The sequence below is a fragment of the Longimicrobium sp. genome, assembly GCF_036388275.1.
GTDB lineage: Bacteria > Gemmatimonadota > Gemmatimonadetes > Longimicrobiales > Longimicrobiaceae > Longimicrobium.
Window position 1 is genome coordinate 150,870 of sequence record NZ_DASVSF010000051.1, and the last position, 18,665, is coordinate 169,534.

The window sequence follows — 18,665 nt, forward strand, 5'->3', positions numbered from 1 at the left end:
GGCTTCCGCCGGCGGCTGCGAAGCCTATGTGCGCCGGCTGAGATAATACTCCACGTCGCACTGGTTCGCGTGCTCGCGATCGGGGCAGCGTATTTGGAGCACCGCTGGAGAACTGGCCCGCTCCCAGTAGTAGTTGAAGTATTTGCCTCCCTCATCCCGGTCCGTCTCGTCCGTAACGGAGGGAGGGCCATAGACCCGCGCAAAACGACTCACCAGCGTATCGACCGGGATGAGGTCCCAGTCCTCCGACATACCCAGCCTCACCTGGTGGAGAGTGCCTTTGCGGAATTGAAGGCTGTACCGGTATGGGCCATCCGCAGGATAACAGTTTTCGATCGCGGAGAAGAATCGCAGCACCGAGTCGGCGATTTCCTCGTGCTTCGACAGTCGTTCGGCCGGACGCTCGCACCTCAAGCCCTCACCCCGAACATCCGCGACGGATCTCGCCTCGGGCAGGAGCATTCCCAGCCTGAAGCCGGCGACTGTGTCGAGCCTGACTGCATTGCCCTTCTGATTCGTTGTCTCAGGCGCACCACAAGCAAGCAACAGCATGACTGCAAGCAAAGTGGCGCGCCGGGGGACGAGCGCACGGGCGGCGCTGGCCTGCGGGAAGGTGCGGCGATCGATGTTCATTCAGGTGCGTCGGTCTTCGGCCGGGCCTCGGCGGGGGCCATGTACAGCCTGGTGGATGTGAAGCTGAACAGCACCGGCAGCTGGTATGCGCGGCGAAGCGCATCGCAGTGGGCCAGCACGTCCGGGCGGGGCTGCCCGTCGGGCGAATGGACAGTGATTAGCATCCACCCCCCATCAGGGCTCTCCTGGTACGCGGCGCCGGCTTGCGCGTCGGGAACCAGCCGCTGCAGCGTTCCTTGCGCGTGCACCTGCCGCAGCCGCTCGTGCACCTCCCGCAGCGTCCACGGTGCGTTGTAGGTGACCACCACCGGCACGTCCGCCGCGCGGCCCCGGAGCTTGAGCGGGGCGATGGGGTCGGTTCCCGCCAGCGCGATGACGTGGCGGTACCGGCCGTCGTGCAGATCCAGCCCGTTGAAGGCGAGCCGGTCCGCGTATTTCTCACGAATGGTGCGGTTGAACGCGCGGCTGGCGGCGTGAATCTCCAGCAGGCGCGGCCTCTGCTCGTCCGTAATCGCGGGCCACGAGCGCACGTCCGCCAGGCAGGGCCGGCCCGGCGCTTCGAGACGCCGGGTCGCGGCGATGGCGGCGGCGAGCGCCGGCGCGTACGGCTTCGGCGTGGTGTCCGCGGTCGCGCGCTCCAGGCGCGATCCCGACTCCCCGCGATGCGTCCGGGCCGGCTCGCACGCAGCCAGAGCCAGGAGCAGGACAACGGCGCCGACGGGTCCTCGGGCGGCGCTCGTCCGCGGCACGGTGCACCCCTCCATGTTCATTGGGGTCGCGGGAGGGCGGGGTCGACCGTTGGGGCGAGGTCGTTCGTGGGAAACACCTTGCCCGCATTGAACTCCAGGAGCACGGGCAGCCGGTACGCGCGGCGGAGCGCGTCGCAGTGGGCCAGCACGTCCGCACGGGGCTGTCCGTCGGGGGAGGAGACATCGATGTTGACCCACCCGCCGTCCGGGCTCTCCATGAACCCGACGCCCTGCGCGTCGGGAACGAGCCGCATCATCGTCGCGTGTGCCTGCACCCGCCGCCGCTCCACCTCCTTCAGGCTCCACGGCGCATCGTATGTGATGATGACGGGCACGTCCGCCGCGCGGCCGGCGAGCTTCAGCGGCGGGACGGGCTCCGTTCCCGTCAGCGCGACGACGTGGCGGTATCGCCCTCCCCGTGCATCCAGGCCGGTGAACGCCAGACGGTCGCCGTATCGCTCGCGGACGTAGCGGTTGAGCCAGTGGCTGTCAGACTGGATCTCGCGAATCCGCGGCCGCTGGTCCGGCGTGATGGCGGGCCACGAGTCGACTTTCGCGAGGCACGGCCGACCCGGGACCTCGTAGGGCCGGGTGGCGGCGATGGCGGCGGCGAGCGCCGGCTCGTACGGCGGCACCGTGTCGGAGGGCGCCGCGGCGGAGCTGTCGGACGCGCGGGATGCGGATGCGGGAGGGTCCGCGCCGGGCTGCTGGCAGGCGGCGAGCGCGGCCAGGGCAGCGGTGGCGCCCGAGATCTTCACTCGTCGGCCGGTATGGGAAGTCGGCATGATCGTCGTCCCGCGGGAATGCTTCTCGTCGCGCATCCATCGTCCTGGCGATCCGCGCGTGGGGGTGTGTACGCTCTGAAACGTGCGTTGGGTCCGCCGTTTGACGCGGACCGCGCGCGACGTGTAGCATAGCCACTCGCCTGGAGCCGCGCAGCGCATCCATCCCTCACCCTGTACCACCGATGTCCGCAGAAGCCCGCGCCCTTCGCCCCGCCCCGGCCGCCGAGCCCTTCTACGTCCCCAGCGGCGACGAGGTGGTGCTCTTCGAGCGCTGCCACGCGCGCGGACTTCCGGTGATGCTGAAGGGGCCTACCGGGTGCGGCAAGACGCGCTTCGTGGAGCACGTGGCGTGGCGCCTGGGGCGACCGCTGGTGACGGTGGCGTGCCACGACGACCTGTCCGCCAGCGACCTGACGGGGCGCTTCCTGATCCGCGGCGGCGAAACGGTGTGGGTGGACGGGCCGCTGACGACGGCGGCGCGCGCCGGCGCCATCTGCTACCTGGACGAGGTGGTGGAGGCGCGGCAGGACACGGTGGTGGTGATCCATCCGTTGACCGATGACCGGCGGCTCCTTCCCATCGACAAGACGGGGGAAATCATCGAGGCGGCGCCCGGGTTTCAGCTGGTGATCTCGTACAATCCCGGGTACCAGCACGCCATGAAGGACCTGAAGCCCAGCACCCGCCAGCGCTTCGTCGCCCTGGAGTTCGATTTTCCCCCGGCGGACCGCGAGGCGGAGATCGTGGCGCACGAGGGCGGCGTGGACGCGGGCGTGGCGAGGCGGCTCGTGCGCCTGGCCGCCGCGGTGCGCCGCCTGCGCGACCAGGGGCTGGCGGAGGTTCCCAGCACGCGCCTGCTGGTGGCCACCGCGCGGCTGATGGCGGGCGGAATCGGCGCGGAAGCGGCGTGCCGGGCCGCGTTCGTGGCGCCCCTCACCGACGATCCCGACCTGGTGGCCGCCATCTCCGACCTGGTTGCCGCCACCCTCTGACCCACGTGCTTCGCGCGTTCCTGGCCCGCCGCCGCGGCCGCCGCCTTCTCGCCGCGTCCACCCAGCCCCCCGCAGCCGAGGGGGCGCAGCTCGCGGACGTCCGGCGCAGGCTGGAGCTGGTGGTGTCTGCCCTGTACGGCCGCCACATTCCCATCACGCCGGCGGTCCCGGGCCGGGGGTGGGGACGGACCACGGCCCCGACGGCGGCCAACGATGGCGAGCGCATTCTCCTGCCCGCCACCCTGCAGGGCGGCGGCGACGCCCTGGCGCGCTACCGGCTGATGGCAGTGGAGCAGGCGGAGCGGATCGCGCGCGGCACGGCGGGGCTCGCGCCCCCGCCCCGGGAGGCGCTGGAGCGCGACCTGTACCTGCTGATCGAGGGCGCCGCGGTGGACGCGGCCATCACCGAGCGGATGCCCCGCCTGGCCGCCGGCATCGCGGTGGAGCGCGCGGCGGAACGGGCCCGGCGCGCCCGCGAACCGCGCGGCGCCGCGAACCGTCGCGTGGAGGCCCTCGTGCGCGAGCTGCTGGAGGCCGAGCCCGCCACGCCCCCGCCCGCGCTGGCGGGGTGCGGCACCCCGGCCAGCTCGCTGCGGCGCGCCCGCGAGCTGGCCACGGAGATCCGCGCGGCGGGGCGCTACCGCGGCATTCTTCCGGTGGCGCACTGGGGCTCCCTGCTGCCGGCCGCCGAGGGCGCCGCCCCCGACGCGCTGCCCAGCGACGACCCGATGCAGTTCAGCGCGCCCCAGGATGCGGACGCGAACGCCCGCTCCGCCCCGATGAGCGACGCCGCCCCGGCGCCTTCGTCCGAAGACGGCACGGAGAACCCCGACGCGCCGGAGGGACAGCCGGACGCGGAGCCGGCCGAGGGACATAAGGGCGCCAGCGCATCCGGCCACTCCAGCACCAAGCCGGACGAGACGCCGGAGCAGGCCGGGGGCGAGAACTACGTGTATCCCGAGTGGGACGTCCGCGCGGGCGGGTACCGCACCCCCGGGGCGGTCGTGCGCATCCACCCGTTCAGCGAGGCCGACGGAACGTGGTCGCGCGGGGTGCTGGAGACGCACGCGGCCGTTGCCCGCCGCATCCGCCAGCAGTTCGAGCGGCTGCGCGCCCGGCGGGTGACCATCCCGCGCCAGACCCGCGGCGACGACCTGGACCTGGCGGCGTGCGTGCGCATGCTCAGCGAGCTGCGCGCCGGCCACGGGGGCGACGACCGCCTGTACGCGTCGGTGCTTCCCCGGCGCCGCGAGGTGGCCATCCTCCTGCTGGTCGACATCAGCGGCTCCACCTCCGAAACGGTGGGGAGCGATCGCATCGTGGACGTGGAAAAGCGGGCCGTGCTTCTCACCGGCGAGGCGCTGGACGCGCTGGGCGATCCGTACGCCGTCCTCGCCTTTTCCGGGCGCACCTCCGACAACGTGCGCATCCGCCGGATCAAGGGGTTCGCGGAGCGCAACGGCGACGCCGTCCGCTGCCGGGTAGACGCGCTGGAGCCGGAAGGATTCACGCGGCTGGGCGCCGCGGTGCGCCACGCCACGGCCGCCCTCGTGGCACAGCCGGCGGGGCGGCGCCTCCTGCTGATCCTCTCGGACGGCAAGCCCTACGACGACGACGCGTACGAGGGCCGCTACGCGGTAGAGGACTCGCGGCAGGCCATCATCGAGGCGCGCGCCCGGGGCGTGCACCCCTTCTGCCTGACGGTGGATGCGGAGGGCGGCACCTACCTGCCGCGGATCTTCGGCTCCACGGGGCACGTGATCCTGAACCGCGTGGACCAGCTTCCCCGCGCGCTCCTGGCCGTCATCCGCGAGATCTTCCGGCGCTGACCGGGGATCGGCTCCGGCGCGGCGGCCGCTATCCGTGGATCTTCTCGTTCCGCTCCAGCATCTCCACGAGGGTGGCGATGCGCTTGGCGCGCGTCTCGGGCTTCTTGGCGGTCTGCACGCGGAAGAGGATGGCGTAGCGGTTGGCGCCGTTGAGCGTGGCGAAGAACTCCTTCGCCTTCGGATTGGCGTCGAGCGCGGCTTGCAGGTCGTCCGGCACGGTGGCGGTGCTCGCCGGGTCGTACGCGGCGTCCCAGCGGCCGTCCGCCTTCGCGCTTTCCACGGCCTGGATGCCGCCCGGCTTCATCCGCCCCGCCTCGGTGAGCGCGTGGACCTTTTCTCGGTTCACCTTGCTCCAGATGCTCCTGGCGCCCCGAGGACCGAACTTCTGGAGAAAGGAGTGCTGGTCGAAGATCTTCTTCTGGCTGTCGATCCACCCGTAGCACAGGGCCACGTCCAGCGCCTCGGCGTACGAGACGGAGGCGTAGGGCGCGCCCTTCTTGGCCAGCCGCAGCCACACGCCAGGCGACGCCTCGTGGTGCTCGTCGAGCCACGCGGCCCACGCGGCCTGGTCGTCGAACAGGATGATGGGCAGTTCCGGAGCAGGTGCTTTCATGGACGCTGGAGAAAGTTCAATGTCGAGCCACAATGCCGCCGTCGCACGAAGGCATGCCAGTCCACGAAGGTGGACTTCGTGTGGTCGTTGCAGCGAATTCATTCGCCCGCGAACCCGAGGCCTCGGCTTGTGTGACCGCTGCCGCGCGTCGGCTGGGACCCTGGCGAGCAGCAGGGCGTTTCGAGAACGGCCGTGCATTCCCCCGGCTGCCCTCTCCCCCCGGCCCCCTCTCCCGCAAGCGGGAGAGGGGGAGAACTGCACCAGGTCCGGTCGCGCCACAATGCCGACCTCGCACGAAGGCAAGCCAGTCCACGAAGGTGGACTTCGTGTGGTCGTTGCAGCGAATTCATTCGCCCGCGGGTCCGAGGCCTCGGCTTGTGTGACCGCTGCCGCGCCCATGCTTCGTGCGGCCACGGGTAGATCCTTCGGCGCGCCCAAGACGGCGCATGGGCCGGTTCGGTGCGCTTGCGCCTCTGGATGACAGAGTCGCGCTCGTCTGCAGAACAGATGGGGCGTCTCTGGATGACAGAGTCGCACTCGTCTGCAGAACAGATGGCGCGCCTCTGGATGACAAAGTGTCGCTCATCTGGACGGCAGATGCCGCAAAGCCGACCTTACACCATGCGGCGCGCCCAGAGGAAGATGCGGCGCAGCTCGCGCTCGTAGCTGCGGCGGCCCGACATGTCGTTGCGCGCAACGCCGCCGTTGCCCAGCGACGCGTGGATGATGTGCGGGCCGCCGGTGGACATAGCCACGTGCGTGCATCGGCCGGGCTCCTCCGCAAAGAAGAGCAGGTCGCCCGCGCGCAGGTTGGCGAAGTCGTCCCCCGGCTCCACCTCGGCCCCTGTGCGCGACTGCTGGTCGGAGTCGCGGGGCAGCGCGTGGCCGTGCAGCTTGTACAGCGCCTGCACGAAGCCCGAGCAGTCCACGCCGCCCATCGTCACGCCACCCCACAGGTACGGCACGCCCATCCACCGGGCCGACGACTCCGCCACGGCGGCGCCGTCCGCCGGAAATCCCAGCGCCCGCGCCCCCAGCGGCACCAGCTCGCCCCGGACGTGTCCCTTGCGGCCATCGGGAAGCAGCGCGAGCCCCTCGGAATCGCGGACCACCCGGGAGTTCCACGGCAGCCGCATCAGCACCTCGCCGTCGTCGGCCAGCACGTCGGCACCCAGCGAAATCCACACGTCCCCATCCGCCCCCAGCTCCCACCCGCGGGCCGCGGTCTCGTCCTTGAGCGCCACGTAGCCCGCGTGGATCCAGCCGATGTAGCCGTCCGGGCCCTTGCACTGCAGCCAGCGCCCCTCGCGGCGAAACACGATCAGCCGGCTGCCCAGCACGGCCTGCGACACCTGCGTGCTGCGGACGGCGGGTCCGCCCATCATGGGCGCCACGGCGGAGGTGACCAGCGCGTGCACCATCTCTTCCGGGTGCGCCTCGGGCAGCACCTGCACGGCGTCCACCACCTCGCGCCAAGCCGTAAGCTCCGCCGCGCGGCGATGGAGCTCCAGCGCGGCATCGGGCTCGGAGGTGAACCCCAGGAACTTCACCGCGTCGCCGCGCACCTCCACTTCTACCTCGAACACCGCGGTGCGCGGGTCGGGCGCGTGCCGGTCGCGCACCTCCTGCACCAGCATCTGCACGTCGTCCACCGCAGCCCTCATCGCGGCATCCACCCATCCAGCACGTTCATCACCGTTGCCACGTCCTCGGGCTGATTGTACAGGTGCGCGGAAAGCCGGACGGCCCCCTCGCGCAGCACGCATCCCACGCCGGCCTGCGACAGCGCCCGGAACGCGCCGGCCGCGTCCGCCGGGCGGAAGGAGATGATCCCCGTCCGGCGCTCCGGCCGCATGTCGCTGACGATCTCCACTCCCCGCTCTTCCAGGAACGCCGCCAGCGGGTCCAGCAGCGCCAGCACGTGCGCGCGGATCTGCGCGGGACCGGCTTCCTCCAGCAGCTCCAGCGACTCGGCCATCCCCGCGTAGTCCTGCCACGGCTGCGCCCCCACCTCGAAGCGGCGCGCGCCGGGCACCCACTCCTCGCGGTAGTCCAGCACGCGCTCCAGGTCTGCCGAGGCCGCCATGGACGTCCACCCCACCACCCGCGGCTCCATCCGGCCGACCAGCTCGCGCCGCACGTACGTGAACCCCGTGCCGAAGGGCGAGCAGAGCCACTTCTGCCCGCCCGTCGCCAGCACGTCGGCGTTCCACGCGGCCACGGCCAGGGGAAGCTGGCCCAGCGCCTGGATGCCGTCCACCACGAACCAGGCCCCCCGCGCGCGGCAGGCGCGGCCGATCGTTTCGCCGTCCGCCAGCCAGCCGTTGGTGAACTGCACGACGGAGAGCGCCACCAGCCCCACGTCGCCGCGCGCCAGCTCCTCCAGGATGCGCGCCTCGTCGGGGTTGCCGCGTGCGTCCGCCGGGATCACGTCCACCTGCACGTTGCGCAACCGCCGCAGCGCCAGCCAGGGATACATGTTCGCCGGAAACTCGCGGTCGCTGACGATCACCCTCTGCCCGTCCGCCAGCGGCAGGCACTGCGCGGCCAGGTTCACGCCGAAGCTGGTGTTGGGCAGCAGCGCGATCTCGTCCTCGCCCGCGCCGATCAGTCCCGCGGCGGCACGGCGACAGCGGACCAGCGTGGGCTCGAAGTCGGCGCCGCGCAGGGCGTGCGGATTGGAGCGCCGCAGGTTGTACGCGTCGATGGCGCGGCGGGCGCGCTCGGGAAGCGGCCCCACCGAGGCCGCGTTCAGGTACGGCGACCTGGCGACGTACTCGAACTCGGCGTCGCGAAGCGCGCGGAAGTCCGTCTGCGGCGGGGCCGTGGAGAGGGCCATGGGGCTCAACCGGGTTTCGGATTGTGCATGGCGCTAGCATAATCCCCGCGTCCCAGCCCACACAAGCCCGCAGCGAGACGAACGAGCCGGATGAAGATCACCGCCATGGAGCCGCAGAAGCACGATCCCGATCGGGTGAGCGTGTTCGTGGACGGCGAGTTCCGCATGGGCGTGTCGATGGAAATCGCCCACGCCGCCCACCTGCGCGTGGGCAGCGAGGTGACCGAGGCGCGCCTGGCCGAGGTGGAGCGGCGCGACCGGGGATGGCAGGCGCGCGAGGCCGCGCTGCACCTGCTGGCGGTGCGCCCGCGCGCGGCGGTGGAGCTTGCCCGGCGGCTGCGGATGAAGGGCTACGAGCCCGAGGTGACGGACGAGGTCATCGAACGCCTCCGCGAGCTGGGGATGATCGACGACGCGGCGTTCGCGGGGACGGTGGTGCGCGACCGCGTGCGCCTGCGCCCCTCCGGCGCGCGGCGGCTGCAGAGCGAGCTGCGCGCCAAGGGCGTGGACGAGGAGGTGGCGCGCGAGGCCATCCGCGACACGCTGGAGGGCGAGGGCACCGACGAGCGGGAGCTGGCCCTGCGCGCGGCGGAAAAGTGGCGCACACGCCCCGGCGAGGAGCGCGACCCCGCCCGGCGCAGGCTGCAGGGCTTTCTCGCGCGCCGCGGCTTCGGCGGAGAAACCATCCGCGAGGTGATCGACGAAGTGCTCCCGGCTGGCGAGTTCGACTGAAGGACAGTTCCCTTCCCGCCGGGTGGCGATGCGTAACCGCCTGCCCCCTGCCGGCAACAACATTCTACAAACGTTTACTGCAACGGATGTCCGCATCAGTGGAACGGGCGTTGCATTGGTAAACGGCCGTTCTACCGGCCGCACCCCAGGGGGTGGCCGCCTGTTCGGCAGGCCCTGAAGTGGAAGGACCAGCAGTGCGCAACCGGCGACAGAACGACCTCCCGGCCGCCCTCGAGGCGGGACTCACGGCGATCGAGGGATCGCTGGAAACCGCGGCACCGCGCACCCGCGGCATCCTGCTGAAGCGCGCCGGGGACCTGTGCGCCAGCATGGGCGAAGGCCGCCGCGCCCTGGTGTGGTACGGCCGCGCGGTAGACCAGTACCTGGAACTGCGCGACACCGCCGCCGCCGGGCTGATCTGCCGGATGATCCTGCACGTGCACCCCGAGGCCGTTCGCGCCCGCTGCACGCTCTGCTGGATCGACATCGCCGCCGGCCGCCACGAGCAGGCCGCCGCGCGCGTCTGGGAGTACGCCGAGGCCGCGGGCAAGGCCGGGCAGCAGCAGATGGCCGCCCAGCAGCTGGGGTGGATGTTCGACGCCGCGGGCGAGGGTCCGCTCCGCGAGCGCATCGTGTTCGCGCTCCTTCGCCTGGGCGAGAGCGAGCACGCCGGCCGCCTGAGCCAGCGCCACGATCCCGCCGCCGACGCACAGCCCGGCCCCGACGCGCAGGTGTGGTTGCAGTTGATGGAAGGAAACGCGTCCAGCGCCGGAGTGCTCGCCGCCGCCTGAGCCGGATGGCGCACCGATGGAAAGAGCCCGCCGCGATCCTCGATCGCGGCGGGCTCTTCTGGTTTCGGGCCGATGCCGTGCTAGACGGAGATGGTGATCTCCGTCTCCGCCTCCACCGGCCGGTTGGTGTCGAGGCTGACGGCGGGGCGGAACTGCAGCTCCATCCCCCAGCGCCGGATGCGCTCGTCGTAGCCCCGGTTGCCGGTGCTGGTCAGCAGCCTTGCCTCGCGCACCCTGCCCCGCACGTCCACGCGGAAGCGGATGGTGACTTCCTGGCTGGCCACTCCACGCGGCTTGTCGGGGGGAATCAGCAGCAGGTCGGTGGCGGGCGGGCGGATGCGGCTCGCCCCGCCGCCCGTTCCCGGCCCCACGCCGGACCCGATGCCGCCGCCCGTGCCCCCGCCCGATCCGCCGCCGGAGCCGGGCCCCACACCCGGTCCCTGCCCCGGCCCTTCGCCGGGTCCCTGCCCCGCGCCCGTTCCCCCGCCGGTGCCCGCGGAGACGGGCGGCGTGGGGGCGGGCGGACGCGGCTGCGCCTCCGCCGGGGCGGGCGTGGGCGGCGGCGGCACCGGCGTGGGCTCGGGCGGCACCAGCACGTCCTCCACCACCTCCGGAACGGGCTCCGGTTCGACGGTGGGCGCGGGGGGCGCGATATCGACGTACGTCACCAGCTCCGTCCCCGCGCTGCCGCCCCCGCCACCGCCGCCACCCTCGGGAAACGCCAGCACCGGCCCGGTGCCCGTGGGCTCCAGCGCCAGCAGCACGCCGGAGTGGCCCATCCACAGGATGAGAGCGACCAGCACGACGTGCAGCGCGGCGGCGGACAACGCCGCCGCCAGCGTTCCCCGTCGGCCTGGCTTCTTGATCCCGCTGGCGTACTCGAACACCGCTTCGTCTCCGCGTTGCGCCGCGCCCCGTGCGCCGGCTGTCCTACTGATACCTCCGTTGCCCCGCCGTTGATCCAGAACGGACGGAGCACGCCGGATGTTTCACGCTCAGACGACGTACTTGAGCCCGCTCCCCGTGTTGAACAGCACAACGCGGTCGTCGGGGCGGATGGCACCCAGCTGACGCAGGCGCGCGGTGGCCACGGCGGTGGCGGCCCCTTCCGGCGCGCAGAACACGCCCGTGTCGGCGCCCACGATGCGCGTCCACTCGCGCATCTCGTCGTCGCTGACGGCCAGGGCGGCGCCGCCGGAGCTGCGCAGCGCGTCCAGAATCAGGAAGTCGCCCACGGCGCGGGGAACGCGCAGCCCCGAGGCGTAGGTGTGCGCGTCTACCCAGGGCTCGGCGTACTCGGTGCCCTGCTCGAAGGCACGGACCATGGGCGCGCAGCCTTCCGCCTGCACGCACACCATCCGCGGGCGCTCCGGGCCGATCCACCCCAGCCGCTCCATCTCGTCGAACGCCTTCCACATCCCCACCAGCCCGGTTCCGCCGCCGGTGGGATAGACGATGACGTCGGGCAGCGTCCACCCGAGCTGCTCGGCCACCTCGTAGCCCATCGTCTTCTTGCCTTCCACGCGGTACGGCTCCTTGAGCGTGGACAGGTCGAACCAGCCGTGATCGCGCGTGCCCTCGGCCACACGGGCGGCGCAGTCGGTGATCAGCCCCGCCAGCAGCTCGACGTCTGCACCCAGCGCCCGCATCTCCTCGATGATGGGGTGCGGCGTGTCGTTGGGAACAACGACGTGGGCCGTCATCCCCGCGGCGGCGGCGTAGGCGGCGGTGGCGCTCCCCGCGTTGCCCGCCGAGGGGATGCCCACCTCGGTGACGCCCAGCTCCTTGGCGCGCGAGATGGCCATGCACAGACCGCGCGCCTTGAACGACGCGGTGGGGTTCTGCCCCTCGTCCTTTACCCAGCACTGCGCCACGCCCAGCCGGCTGGCCAGCCGCGGTGCGTCGATCATGGGGGTGAACCCCTCGCCCAGGCGGACGGCGTTGGCGGGGTCGCGCACCGGCAGCAGCTCGGCGTAGCGCCACAGGTCTGCCGAGCGCCCGGCCAGGTCGCCGCGCCGCAGCCGCCCGCCGATCAGGTCGAGCGCGTACCGGGGGTACAGCGGCTTTTCGCAGCAGGGCGAAAGCCGGTGAAGCACCTCGCTCTCGTACATGGCGCCGCAGCGGGTGCACTCCAGGTGCGTGGCCCCGCCGAACGTGGTGTTCGCGCCGCTGATGCCGGTGTTCGATGGATCAGTCATCTATGCTCCATTCCTGAGGAATCGCCCGGGCGCCAAGTCCGCTGGGGCGAATGAATTCGCGGCAACTACGGCCCGAAGTCCGCCTTCGCGGACTGAACCGGCTGCTTCGGTGCGTCAACGTGGTTCAGTGCATCGATGGCCGGGCTGCTTCGGACATCGTGGGCTCCAGTTCCGGGTCCAGGCGCTTTTCCCGGTGGTGCTGCTCCTGCCGCAGGACGTAGTCACGAATCCTTGGCACATCGCTCTTCGACACGCTGAAGACGCCGTATCCGCCCTGCCACTTGAACGTCTCGCCGCGGGCGATCTCGTGGTTCATCAGGTGCGACGACGCGCCTTTCACCTGCTTCGCGAGGTTCGCGGGCGCCAGCGTGGCCGGAACCCGAACCAGCAGGTGAACGTGATCCTTGATGCCCCCGATGGCGATCACCTCGGCACCCATCCGACCACACTCGGCCTGGATGCACTGGTACACTCGGGTGCGGACGGGCGCGGTCAGAAAAGGATACCGGTCCCACGTAGCCCAAGTGAAGTGCAGGTACAGCTGTGTCCAAGGGCTTCGCATGCGTTCCTCCCCAGTGGCGGAATGCGCGATTCTCGCTCGAACTCACCAACCCCGCGGATGCAGTCCGCGAAGGCGGACTTCGGGCCTTTGTTGCCGCGGTTTCAACCGCCCCAGCAGGGCCGAGGCCTCACCTCATCCTCGAACCTCGCCCCTGCCCTACCGTCGCCCTGGCCGGGCAGCCAGGACCGTATCCGCCGGTGCCCCGCACTTCTCGCACGTGGCGGTCGACCCTTCCCGCCAGTGCTGGCAGGCCGGGCAGAGAGTCACCAGACGACCTTCCTCTTCGCTGGCGGCGGGAAGAAGAAACGCGGCGCCGTCCTCTCCCACCACGCGCAGCGAGGGGCCCGTGTAGAAGTGGGCCAGCAGGTCGCGCAGGTCCACGTCGCCCGCCTTGGCGATCACGTCCTCGCGCGTGACCGCGGTCCGGTCGCGGAAGCGGGCCTTTTCCGCCGTCCACGTGCGCTCCACTCCCGGCTCGGGTGAGAGGGTCAGCGTCAGTCCGCGGGTTTCCAGCGCGAACCGCACGTCGAGCCGCGTCCGAAGTCGCACGGCGGCTCGCTGCACCTCCAGCCCGGGCGCGAGCTGCTTGCGGTTGGCGGAATGGATGGACGGATCGCAGAACACGGTGGCGCGAGCGTGGGACCAGAGCGGCGTCTTCATGTCGCCCACGTCCGTCTCCACCACGCCCGTGTAGTCGTACGGCCGGTCGACGGTGCCCACCTCGATGCGCGTGTCCAGCACGCCGGGGGCATCGCCCAGCTCGGCGAGCAGCGCGGCGGCCAGCCGGTCGCGGCGCTCGCGGTCGGTGAGCGGGCACCACAGGTCCGGGTCGAAAAGCTCGGGAAACTCCATCATGCATCCGGGCCGGGAAACATCGTCACGAAGGCGCGACAAGGTAGCCCCGCGTTCCCTGCGCCGAAACTGCGGGTCTCACACGGAGGGCACGGAGGTCACAGAGGAGCCCTCCCTCTGTTCCTCCGTGTCCTCCGTGCCCTCCGTGTGAAACTCAGGACTGTCAGGGATTCGGAACGATACGCGAGGCCAAGCGCTCGGCCGCGGCGAGGCCGGAGGTGACGGCGCCCTCCACGGTGGGCGCATAGAGATAGTCGCCCGTGAGCGCCACACGGCCGGCGGCGTCGAATGCGGCACTGCGAAGCGCGGGAAGGGCGCCCAGGTGGCCAGGATAGAACACCGTCCACCCGTGCCTCCAGGTGTACAGCCGCGTCTCCTGCACCGTGCTCTCGATGCGCGGAAACACGCGAGCCACGTCGGGCATCAGCTCGCGCAGGGCCTCCGCCGCGTCGGCGCCGGCCAGGCGCTCGGCGGTGCGGGGCTGGGCGAAGACCACCAGCAGCCCCTTGCCGGGAGGCACCAGCCCGGAAACCTTGTTCTCTTCGGCGCACAGCGCGGCCGCCACACGCGACTCGCCCCGCGCGAACGACAGTCCGAACCAGCGCACCCCCAGGGGGCGGTCCAAGAGCAGCGCGAGAGACGCCGCGGGCCGCACGCGCACCCGCGCCAACCTTTCCGCGGCCTGGGGTGTCAGAAATTTAGCAACGCCCAGGGCGGCGGGCGCGGGCATGGCCAGGACGGCCGCATCGAACGATTCCGTCCACCCGTCGCCGGAGAGCTGCACGCGCGCGCCGTCCGTCTCCACCGCGTGCACGGGCGTACCGAGGCGAAGGGACCCCGCCCCGCTGGCGATGCGCTCGGCGCAGGCCCGGCCGAACTCGCCGACGCCGCCGGCCAGCGCCATCACCTGCAGGTTCATCCCCTGGTGAGCGAGGGCGTGGTAGAAGCCGGCGCTGGCCTCGTCGGCGCCGGTGCCGTACAGCGTGGCCAGCAGCGGAGCGACCAGCAGGTCCACGAAGTCGGACCCCAGCTCGCGCTGCCCCCACGCCGCGGCGGACTCGGCGTCCAGCCCGGCGCCCGCAGCGCGCTCCAGCGCCGCCAGGTCCAACGCAGACCCGTGGCGCTGCAGGAAGGGAAGGTACTGCGCACCCATCCGCAGCTTCAGGGCGAGCGGAAGGGCGCCCGAGGCCAGCATGCTGGCGGGGGATCCGTAGACCACCTCGTGCGCGCGCCCCTTGCGCCAGAGCGCGTCGCGCCCAGGCGAGCGCTGGAGCAGGCGGTCGGCGCCCACGGCCCGGGCCACGCGAAGGGTGGAGGCGTAGCCAGAGCTGAGCAGCTGGACGGCCGGGTCTACGTGGAAGCCCGCGACGGAGTCGGTGCAGGCGCGCCCCCCGGCGGCGGGCGCGGAATCGAAGACGGTGACCGCCGCGCCCAGCCCCTGCAGGCGCAGCGCGGCGGCCAGCCCGGCGGGGCCGGCGCCCACGACGGCGGCGGCGAATCGAGGTCCGTTCATGTGCTCCCGATCCGCAACCCCCGCGCCCGCGCGGCGTTGCGGCGTACGGACGCTCGTTCTAGTTTGCCGGTCATCCCAACCACCTCCATGACGGAGAACCCATGAAGCGGAGAGAGTTCCTCCTGCACGGCGCCGCCGCGACGGCTGCGCTCGGCGCGGGATCGGCCATTCTGCCCCGGCTGGCGGCCGCCGCGCCCATCGATCCCATGGATCCGGCCGTCAGCCGCGACCTGGCCATGCGCGCGCTCGAGGCCGCCCGCGCCGCCGGGGCCAGCTACGCCGACGTCCGCATCTCGGGCAACCGCTCGCAGGCGCTGGGCACGCGCGAGCGGCAGATCGTCTTCTTCAACGACGCCGAAAGCACCGGCTTCGGGGTGCGCGTGATCGTGAACGGCGCCTGGGGCTTCGCCGCCAGCCGCGAGGTGAACGCCGACGAGGTGGTGCGGGTGGCCCGGCAGGCGGCCTCCCAGGCGCGCGCCAACTCCGCCGCCCGCCAGCGCCCGCTGGAGCTGGCCCCGGTAGACGCCGTGCCCAACGGACGCTGGTCGTCGCCGCTGGAGATCGACCCGTTCAACGTGCCGATCGAGGAGAAGGTAGACCTGCTGCTGCGCGCCAACGCCGAGGCGCTCAAGGTGAACGGCGCGCGGTTCGTCACCTCGTCGATGAACTTCTTGCGCATCGACAAGACGTTCGCGTCCACCGACGGGTCGTACATCGAGCAGACGCTGTACCGCTCTTACCCGCAGATGAACATCACCGCGGTGGGCGCCGACGGCGACTTCCAGAGCCGGGCCAGCACCGACGTGGCGCCGCGCGCCATGGGGTACGAGCACGTCCGCGACGCCAACCTGCCGGGCAACGCCGGGCGCTGGGCCGAAGAGGCCGTGCGCAAGCTCACCGCCAAGCCGGTGGAGCCGGGGCGGTACGACCTGGTGCTGCTTCCCACGCACCTGTGGCTGACCATCCACGAGTCCATCGCGCACCCCACCGAGCTGGACCGCATCATGGGGTTCGAGGCCAACTACGCCGGCACGTCGTTCATCTCCCCGGTGGCCGACTTCCTGGGCAAGTTCCGCTACGGTCGCGACTTCATGAACATCCAGGGCGAGCGCAGCACCCCCGGCGGCCTGTCGTCCATCGGCTGGGACGACGAAGGGGTGAAGCCCGACGAGTACCTGATCGTGAAGAACGGCATCCTGAACGACCTGCAGACCACCCGCGAGCAGGCGCCCATGCTGGCCGACTGGTACCGGCAGACGGGCAAGCCCGTGCGCAGCCACGGCAACAGCTACGCGCAGAACTGGAACGTGGTGCAGTTCCAGCGCATGCCCAACGTGAACCTGCTTCCCCACCCCACGCGCGACGTGCCGCTCGACGAGCTGATCGGCGGAGTGGAGAACGGCATTCTGATCGATGGCGACGGCTCGTTCTCCATCGACCAGCAGCGCTACAACGCGCAGTTCGGCGGGCAGGTGTTCAAGGAAATCCGCAACGGCCGCATCGTGGGCGACCTGAAGGACGTCGCCTACCAGATGCGCACGCCCGAGTTCTGGAACGGGATGGACCTGATCGGCGGGCAAAGCACGTACTTCATCGGCGGCTCCTTCTTCGACGGCAAGGGGCAGCCTTCCCAGGTCAACGCGGTGTCGCACGGCTGTCCGGCCGCGCGCTTCCGCGGGGTCAACGTCATCAACACCGGTCGGAGGGCTTGAGCATGGCCGAACCCCGCTACCTGTCGCGCGCCGACGCCGAGGCGCTGGCGCAGAAGGTCCTTTCGTTCACCACCGCCGACGAGGCGCGGGTGAACCTGAACAGCTCCACCACCGGCAACACCCGGTGGGCCATGAACCAGGTGAGCACCTCGGGCGACTCGTACGACGCCACGGTCACCGTCACCGCCGCCTTCGGAAAGAAGGTGGCCTCGGCCACCACGAACCGCTTCGACGACGAGGGGCTTCGCCAGGTGGTGCAGACGGCCGAGCGGCTGGCCCGGCTGGTTCCCGAAGACCCCGAGTACCTGGGCGAGCTGGGGCCGCAGCAGTACGTGCAGTCGGAGCCGTACTTCGACGCCACCGCCAACCTGACCCCCGAAGAGCGCGCCCGCGCCGTCATGCAGATCGCCGGGCCCGCGGCGCGGCAGAACCTGGTTTCCACCGGGTTCCTGGTGCACTCCACGGGCAGCAACGCCGTGGCCACCAAGCGCGGCCTGTTCGCCTACGCCCGCTCCACCGGCGTCAGCCTGACGTCGACGGTGCGCACCCCCGACGGCACCGGCTCCGGCTGGGCCGGCGGCGGCGAGAACGACTGGTCGCGGCTGAACGTGGCGGCCCTGGGCGAGCGCGCCATCCGCAAGGCCGAGCTGTCGCGCAACCCGCGCGCGGTGGAGCCGGGCGAGTGGACGGTGATCCTGGAGCCCACCGCCGTGGCCAACATGGTGAACCTGATGGCGTTTGCGCTGAACGCCCGCACGGCCGACGAGGGCCGCTCGTTCTTCAGCAAGCAGGGCGGCGGCAACAAGCTGGGCGAGAAGTTCCTGGACGAGCGGGTGACCATCATCTCCGACCCGGCGGACCCGCGCATCGCCGCCAACCCGTTCGGCAACGAGGGGCTGCCGAACCGGCGGCAGGTGTGGGTGGAGAACGGCACGCTGCGCAACCTGGCGTACAACCGCTTCTGGGCGCAGCGCAGCAACCGCGAGCCCACGGGCAACCCGGGCACCTACCTGATGTCGGGCGGCGACACCTCGGTGGAGCAGATGATCCGCGGTACCGAGCGCGGGCTGCTGGTGACGCGCATGTGGTACATCCGCCCGGTGGATCCGCGCACCATCCTGTTCACGGGCCTTACCCGCGACGGCACCTTCCTGGTGGAGAACGGCCGCATCACCACCGCCGTCAAGAACCTGCGCTGGAACGAGTCGCCCATCTTCCTCCTGAACAACATCGAGGCGATGAGCGAGCCGGTGCGGGTCAGCGCCTCGGAAGACGGAGACGGCGGCGCGGTGATGGTGCCCGCCATCAAGGCGCGCGACTTCACCTTCACGTCCCTCTCCGACGCGGTCTGATCGGTTTCCTTGCTCCGTCGGGGGATCACGCGTAGGCGCGGAGGCGCAGAGAGGATCGACGGTCTCTCTCTGCGTCTCCGCGTCTCTGCGTGAGACCTTCTTTTCTGTGGTACACAAACGAAACGGCGGGTGAGCCGCGTTCAGCTCACCCGCCGTAGTCGCCCCGGGAGGCGTTTTCAACGCGAAATTTTGAGGCGCTCAGGCCGCGCGCGCGCCCGGCTTCCAGCGCCCGAACGGCAGCGACGGCGCAGGCGCCGCCTCGCCGCCCCACACGAACGCCACGCTGCGCGACAGCCGTGGCGCGCCGGGCTGCTCGAGCGCCGCGCCGGCGTCGGTGGCATATGCTTCGGCCGGCACCGCGCCAGCGACTTTCTGTAGATTTCGCATCGGAATGACCTCGAGAGATTGCTGCCCTTCAGCAGCAACCCTGGATGCACGCGCCATACCCTGGCGCGAGCCGGACCTAAGATAGCACAGCGCAGATAGTTACGGAAGCGGCCGCCTCATCGGGCG

Annotated in this window: 18 protein-coding genes; 6 read left to right on the forward strand and 12 right to left on the reverse strand. The window is 71.3% G+C overall.

Going from position 1 to position 18,665, the window contains the following annotated elements; all coding sequences use genetic code 11:
* Nucleotides 1–24 precede the first annotated feature (24 nt).
* From VF632_RS10120 to VF632_RS10130, 3 genes are read right to left on the reverse strand one after another with little or no spacing between them, the layout of a single operon-like run.
* Nucleotides 25–633 (reverse strand): hypothetical protein, encoded by a 609-nt coding sequence (locus VF632_RS10120; protein WP_331022760.1) that lies wholly within the window; start codon nt 631–633, stop codon nt 25–27.
* On the reverse strand, nt 630–1,403 hold the full coding sequence (locus tag VF632_RS10125; protein ID WP_331022761.1) for a hypothetical protein: 774 nt from the start codon (nt 1,401–1,403) through the stop codon (nt 630–632). The genes VF632_RS10120 and VF632_RS10125 overlap by 4 nt, the downstream gene beginning before the upstream one ends.
* Nucleotides 1,400–2,140 carry a hypothetical protein gene (locus VF632_RS10130; protein WP_331022762.1) on the reverse strand — a complete coding sequence of 247 codons (741 nt, stop codon included), beginning with the start codon at nt 2,138–2,140 and terminating at the stop codon, nt 1,400–1,402. Before VF632_RS10130 ends, VF632_RS10125 begins: the two co-directional genes overlap by 4 nt.
* Nucleotides 2,141–2,349: 209 nt before the next feature.
* On the opposite strand from VF632_RS10130, the gene VF632_RS10135 reads away from it, so the two are divergent.
* Nucleotides 2,350–3,159: a CbbQ/NirQ/NorQ/GpvN family protein gene (locus VF632_RS10135; protein ID WP_331022763.1), complete on the forward strand. Its 810-nt coding sequence runs from the start codon at nt 2,350–2,352 to the stop codon at nt 3,157–3,159.
* Between the two features lie 5 nt (nt 3,160–3,164).
* A complete protein-coding gene (locus VF632_RS10140) occupies nt 3,165–4,988 on the forward strand; it encodes a nitric oxide reductase activation protein NorD (RefSeq protein ID WP_331022764.1) in 1,824 nt (607 codons plus the stop codon).
* A gap of 28 nt (nt 4,989–5,016) precedes the next feature.
* Here VF632_RS10140 and VF632_RS10145 read toward each other — a convergent pair whose 3' ends face one another.
* The 3 genes from VF632_RS10145 to VF632_RS10155 all read right to left on the reverse strand — a co-directional run bounded on the left by VF632_RS10145 (nt 5,017) and on the right by VF632_RS10155 (nt 8,440).
* Nucleotides 5,017–5,601 (reverse strand): YdeI/OmpD-associated family protein, encoded by a 585-nt coding sequence (locus tag VF632_RS10145; RefSeq protein ID WP_331022765.1) that lies wholly within the window; start codon nt 5,599–5,601, stop codon nt 5,017–5,019.
* A gap of 614 nt (nt 5,602–6,215) precedes the next feature.
* A complete protein-coding gene (locus tag VF632_RS10150) occupies nt 6,216–7,265 on the reverse strand; it encodes an SH3 domain-containing C40 family peptidase (protein ID WP_331022766.1) in 1,050 nt (349 codons plus the stop codon).
* Entirely contained in the window at nt 7,262–8,440 is a 1,179-nt protein-coding gene (locus VF632_RS10155; protein ID WP_331022767.1) for an aminotransferase class V-fold PLP-dependent enzyme, read from the reverse strand. The genes VF632_RS10150 and VF632_RS10155 overlap by 4 nt, the downstream gene beginning before the upstream one ends.
* Before the next feature lie 90 nt (nt 8,441–8,530).
* Between VF632_RS10155 and VF632_RS10160 the strand changes: the two genes are divergently transcribed.
* Both VF632_RS10160 and VF632_RS10165 read left to right on the forward strand, forming a co-directional pair.
* A complete protein-coding gene (locus VF632_RS10160; protein ID WP_331022768.1) occupies nt 8,531–9,172 on the forward strand; it encodes a regulatory protein RecX in 642 nt (213 codons plus the stop codon).
* A gap of 194 nt (nt 9,173–9,366) precedes the next feature.
* Entirely contained in the window at nt 9,367–9,963 is a 597-nt protein-coding gene (locus VF632_RS10165) for a hypothetical protein (RefSeq protein ID WP_331022769.1), read from the forward strand.
* A gap of 80 nt (nt 9,964–10,043) precedes the next feature.
* On the opposite strand, the gene VF632_RS10170 is transcribed toward VF632_RS10165, so the two are convergent.
* The 5 genes from VF632_RS10170 to VF632_RS10190 all read right to left on the reverse strand — a co-directional run bounded on the left by VF632_RS10170 (nt 10,044) and on the right by VF632_RS10190 (nt 15,088).
* Nucleotides 10,044–10,850 (reverse strand): energy transducer TonB, encoded by an 807-nt coding sequence (locus VF632_RS10170; RefSeq protein ID WP_331022770.1) that lies wholly within the window; start codon nt 10,848–10,850, stop codon nt 10,044–10,046.
* 108 nt (nt 10,851–10,958) lie between these two features.
* Complete coding sequence (locus VF632_RS10175) at nt 10,959–12,161, reverse strand: threonine synthase (RefSeq protein WP_331022771.1); 1,203 nt, start codon at nt 12,159–12,161, stop codon at nt 10,959–10,961.
* A gap of 124 nt (nt 12,162–12,285) precedes the next feature.
* Nucleotides 12,286–12,723: an IS200/IS605 family transposase gene (gene tnpA, locus VF632_RS10180; RefSeq protein ID WP_331022772.1), complete on the reverse strand. Its 438-nt coding sequence runs from the start codon at nt 12,721–12,723 to the stop codon at nt 12,286–12,288.
* 156 nt (nt 12,724–12,879) lie between these two features.
* Nucleotides 12,880–13,578, reverse strand: coding sequence for a hypothetical protein (locus VF632_RS10185; RefSeq protein ID WP_331022773.1), 699 nt, complete (start codon nt 13,576–13,578; stop codon nt 12,880–12,882).
* Between the two features lie 160 nt (nt 13,579–13,738).
* Nucleotides 13,739–15,088 (reverse strand): protoporphyrinogen/coproporphyrinogen oxidase, encoded by a 1,350-nt coding sequence (locus VF632_RS10190; RefSeq protein WP_331022774.1) that lies wholly within the window; start codon nt 15,086–15,088, stop codon nt 13,739–13,741.
* A 101-nt stretch (nt 15,089–15,189) separates the two neighbouring features.
* Here VF632_RS10190 and VF632_RS10195 point away from each other — a divergent pair, with 101 nt between their 5' ends.
* On the forward strand, nt 15,190–16,800 hold the full coding sequence (locus tag VF632_RS10195; RefSeq protein ID WP_331022775.1) for a TldD/PmbA family protein: 1,611 nt from the start codon (nt 15,190–15,192) through the stop codon (nt 16,798–16,800).
* 2 nt (nt 16,801–16,802) lie between these two features.
* The gene (locus tag VF632_RS10200) at nt 16,803–18,152 is read left to right on the forward strand and encodes a TldD/PmbA family protein (RefSeq protein WP_331022776.1); all 1,350 of its coding nucleotides are present in this window, start codon (nt 16,803–16,805) and stop codon (nt 18,150–18,152) included.
* Nucleotides 18,153–18,350: 198 nt separating this feature from the next.
* Here VF632_RS10200 and VF632_RS10205 read toward each other — a convergent pair whose 3' ends face one another.
* A complete protein-coding gene (locus VF632_RS10205; protein ID WP_331022777.1) occupies nt 18,351–18,539 on the reverse strand; it encodes a hypothetical protein in 189 nt (62 codons plus the stop codon).
* Nucleotides 18,540–18,665 lie beyond the last annotated feature (126 nt).

Excerpts from the sequence above, each read along its gene's own strand:
- VF632_RS10120 (WP_331022760.1), bottom strand. The coding sequence starts at position 633 with ATGAACATCGATCGCCGCACCTTCCCGCAGGCCAGCGCCGCCCGTGCG.
- VF632_RS10135 (WP_331022763.1), top strand. The coding sequence starts at position 2,350 with ATGTCCGCAGAAGCCCGCGCCCTTCGCCCCGCCCCGGCCGCCGAGCCC.
- VF632_RS10145 (WP_331022765.1), bottom strand. The coding sequence starts at position 5,601 with ATGAAAGCACCTGCTCCGGAACTGCCCATCATCCTGTTCGACGACCAG.
- VF632_RS10150 (WP_331022766.1), bottom strand. The coding sequence starts at position 7,265 with ATGAGGGCTGCGGTGGACGACGTGCAGATGCTGGTGCAGGAGGTGCGC.
- tnpA (WP_331022772.1), bottom strand. The coding sequence starts at position 12,723 with ATGCGAAGCCCTTGGACACAGCTGTACCTGCACTTCACTTGGGCTACG.
- VF632_RS10160 (WP_331022768.1), top strand. The coding sequence starts at position 8,531 with ATGAAGATCACCGCCATGGAGCCGCAGAAGCACGATCCCGATCGGGTG.
- VF632_RS10205 (WP_331022777.1), bottom strand. The coding sequence starts at position 18,539 with ATGCGAAATCTACAGAAAGTCGCTGGCGCGGTGCCGGCCGAAGCATAT.
- VF632_RS10125 (WP_331022761.1), bottom strand. The coding sequence starts at position 1,403 with ATGAACATGGAGGGGTGCACCGTGCCGCGGACGAGCGCCGCCCGAGGA.
- VF632_RS10155 (WP_331022767.1), bottom strand. The coding sequence starts at position 8,440 with ATGGCCCTCTCCACGGCCCCGCCGCAGACGGACTTCCGCGCGCTTCGC.
- VF632_RS10175 (WP_331022771.1), bottom strand. The coding sequence starts at position 12,161 with ATGACTGATCCATCGAACACCGGCATCAGCGGCGCGAACACCACGTTC.
- VF632_RS10195 (WP_331022775.1), top strand. The coding sequence starts at position 15,190 with ATGAAGCGGAGAGAGTTCCTCCTGCACGGCGCCGCCGCGACGGCTGCG.
- VF632_RS10200 (WP_331022776.1), top strand. The coding sequence starts at position 16,803 with ATGGCCGAACCCCGCTACCTGTCGCGCGCCGACGCCGAGGCGCTGGCG.
- VF632_RS10190 (WP_331022774.1), bottom strand. The coding sequence starts at position 15,088 with ATGAACGGACCTCGATTCGCCGCCGCCGTCGTGGGCGCCGGCCCCGCC.
- VF632_RS10185 (WP_331022773.1), bottom strand. The coding sequence starts at position 13,578 with ATGATGGAGTTTCCCGAGCTTTTCGACCCGGACCTGTGGTGCCCGCTC.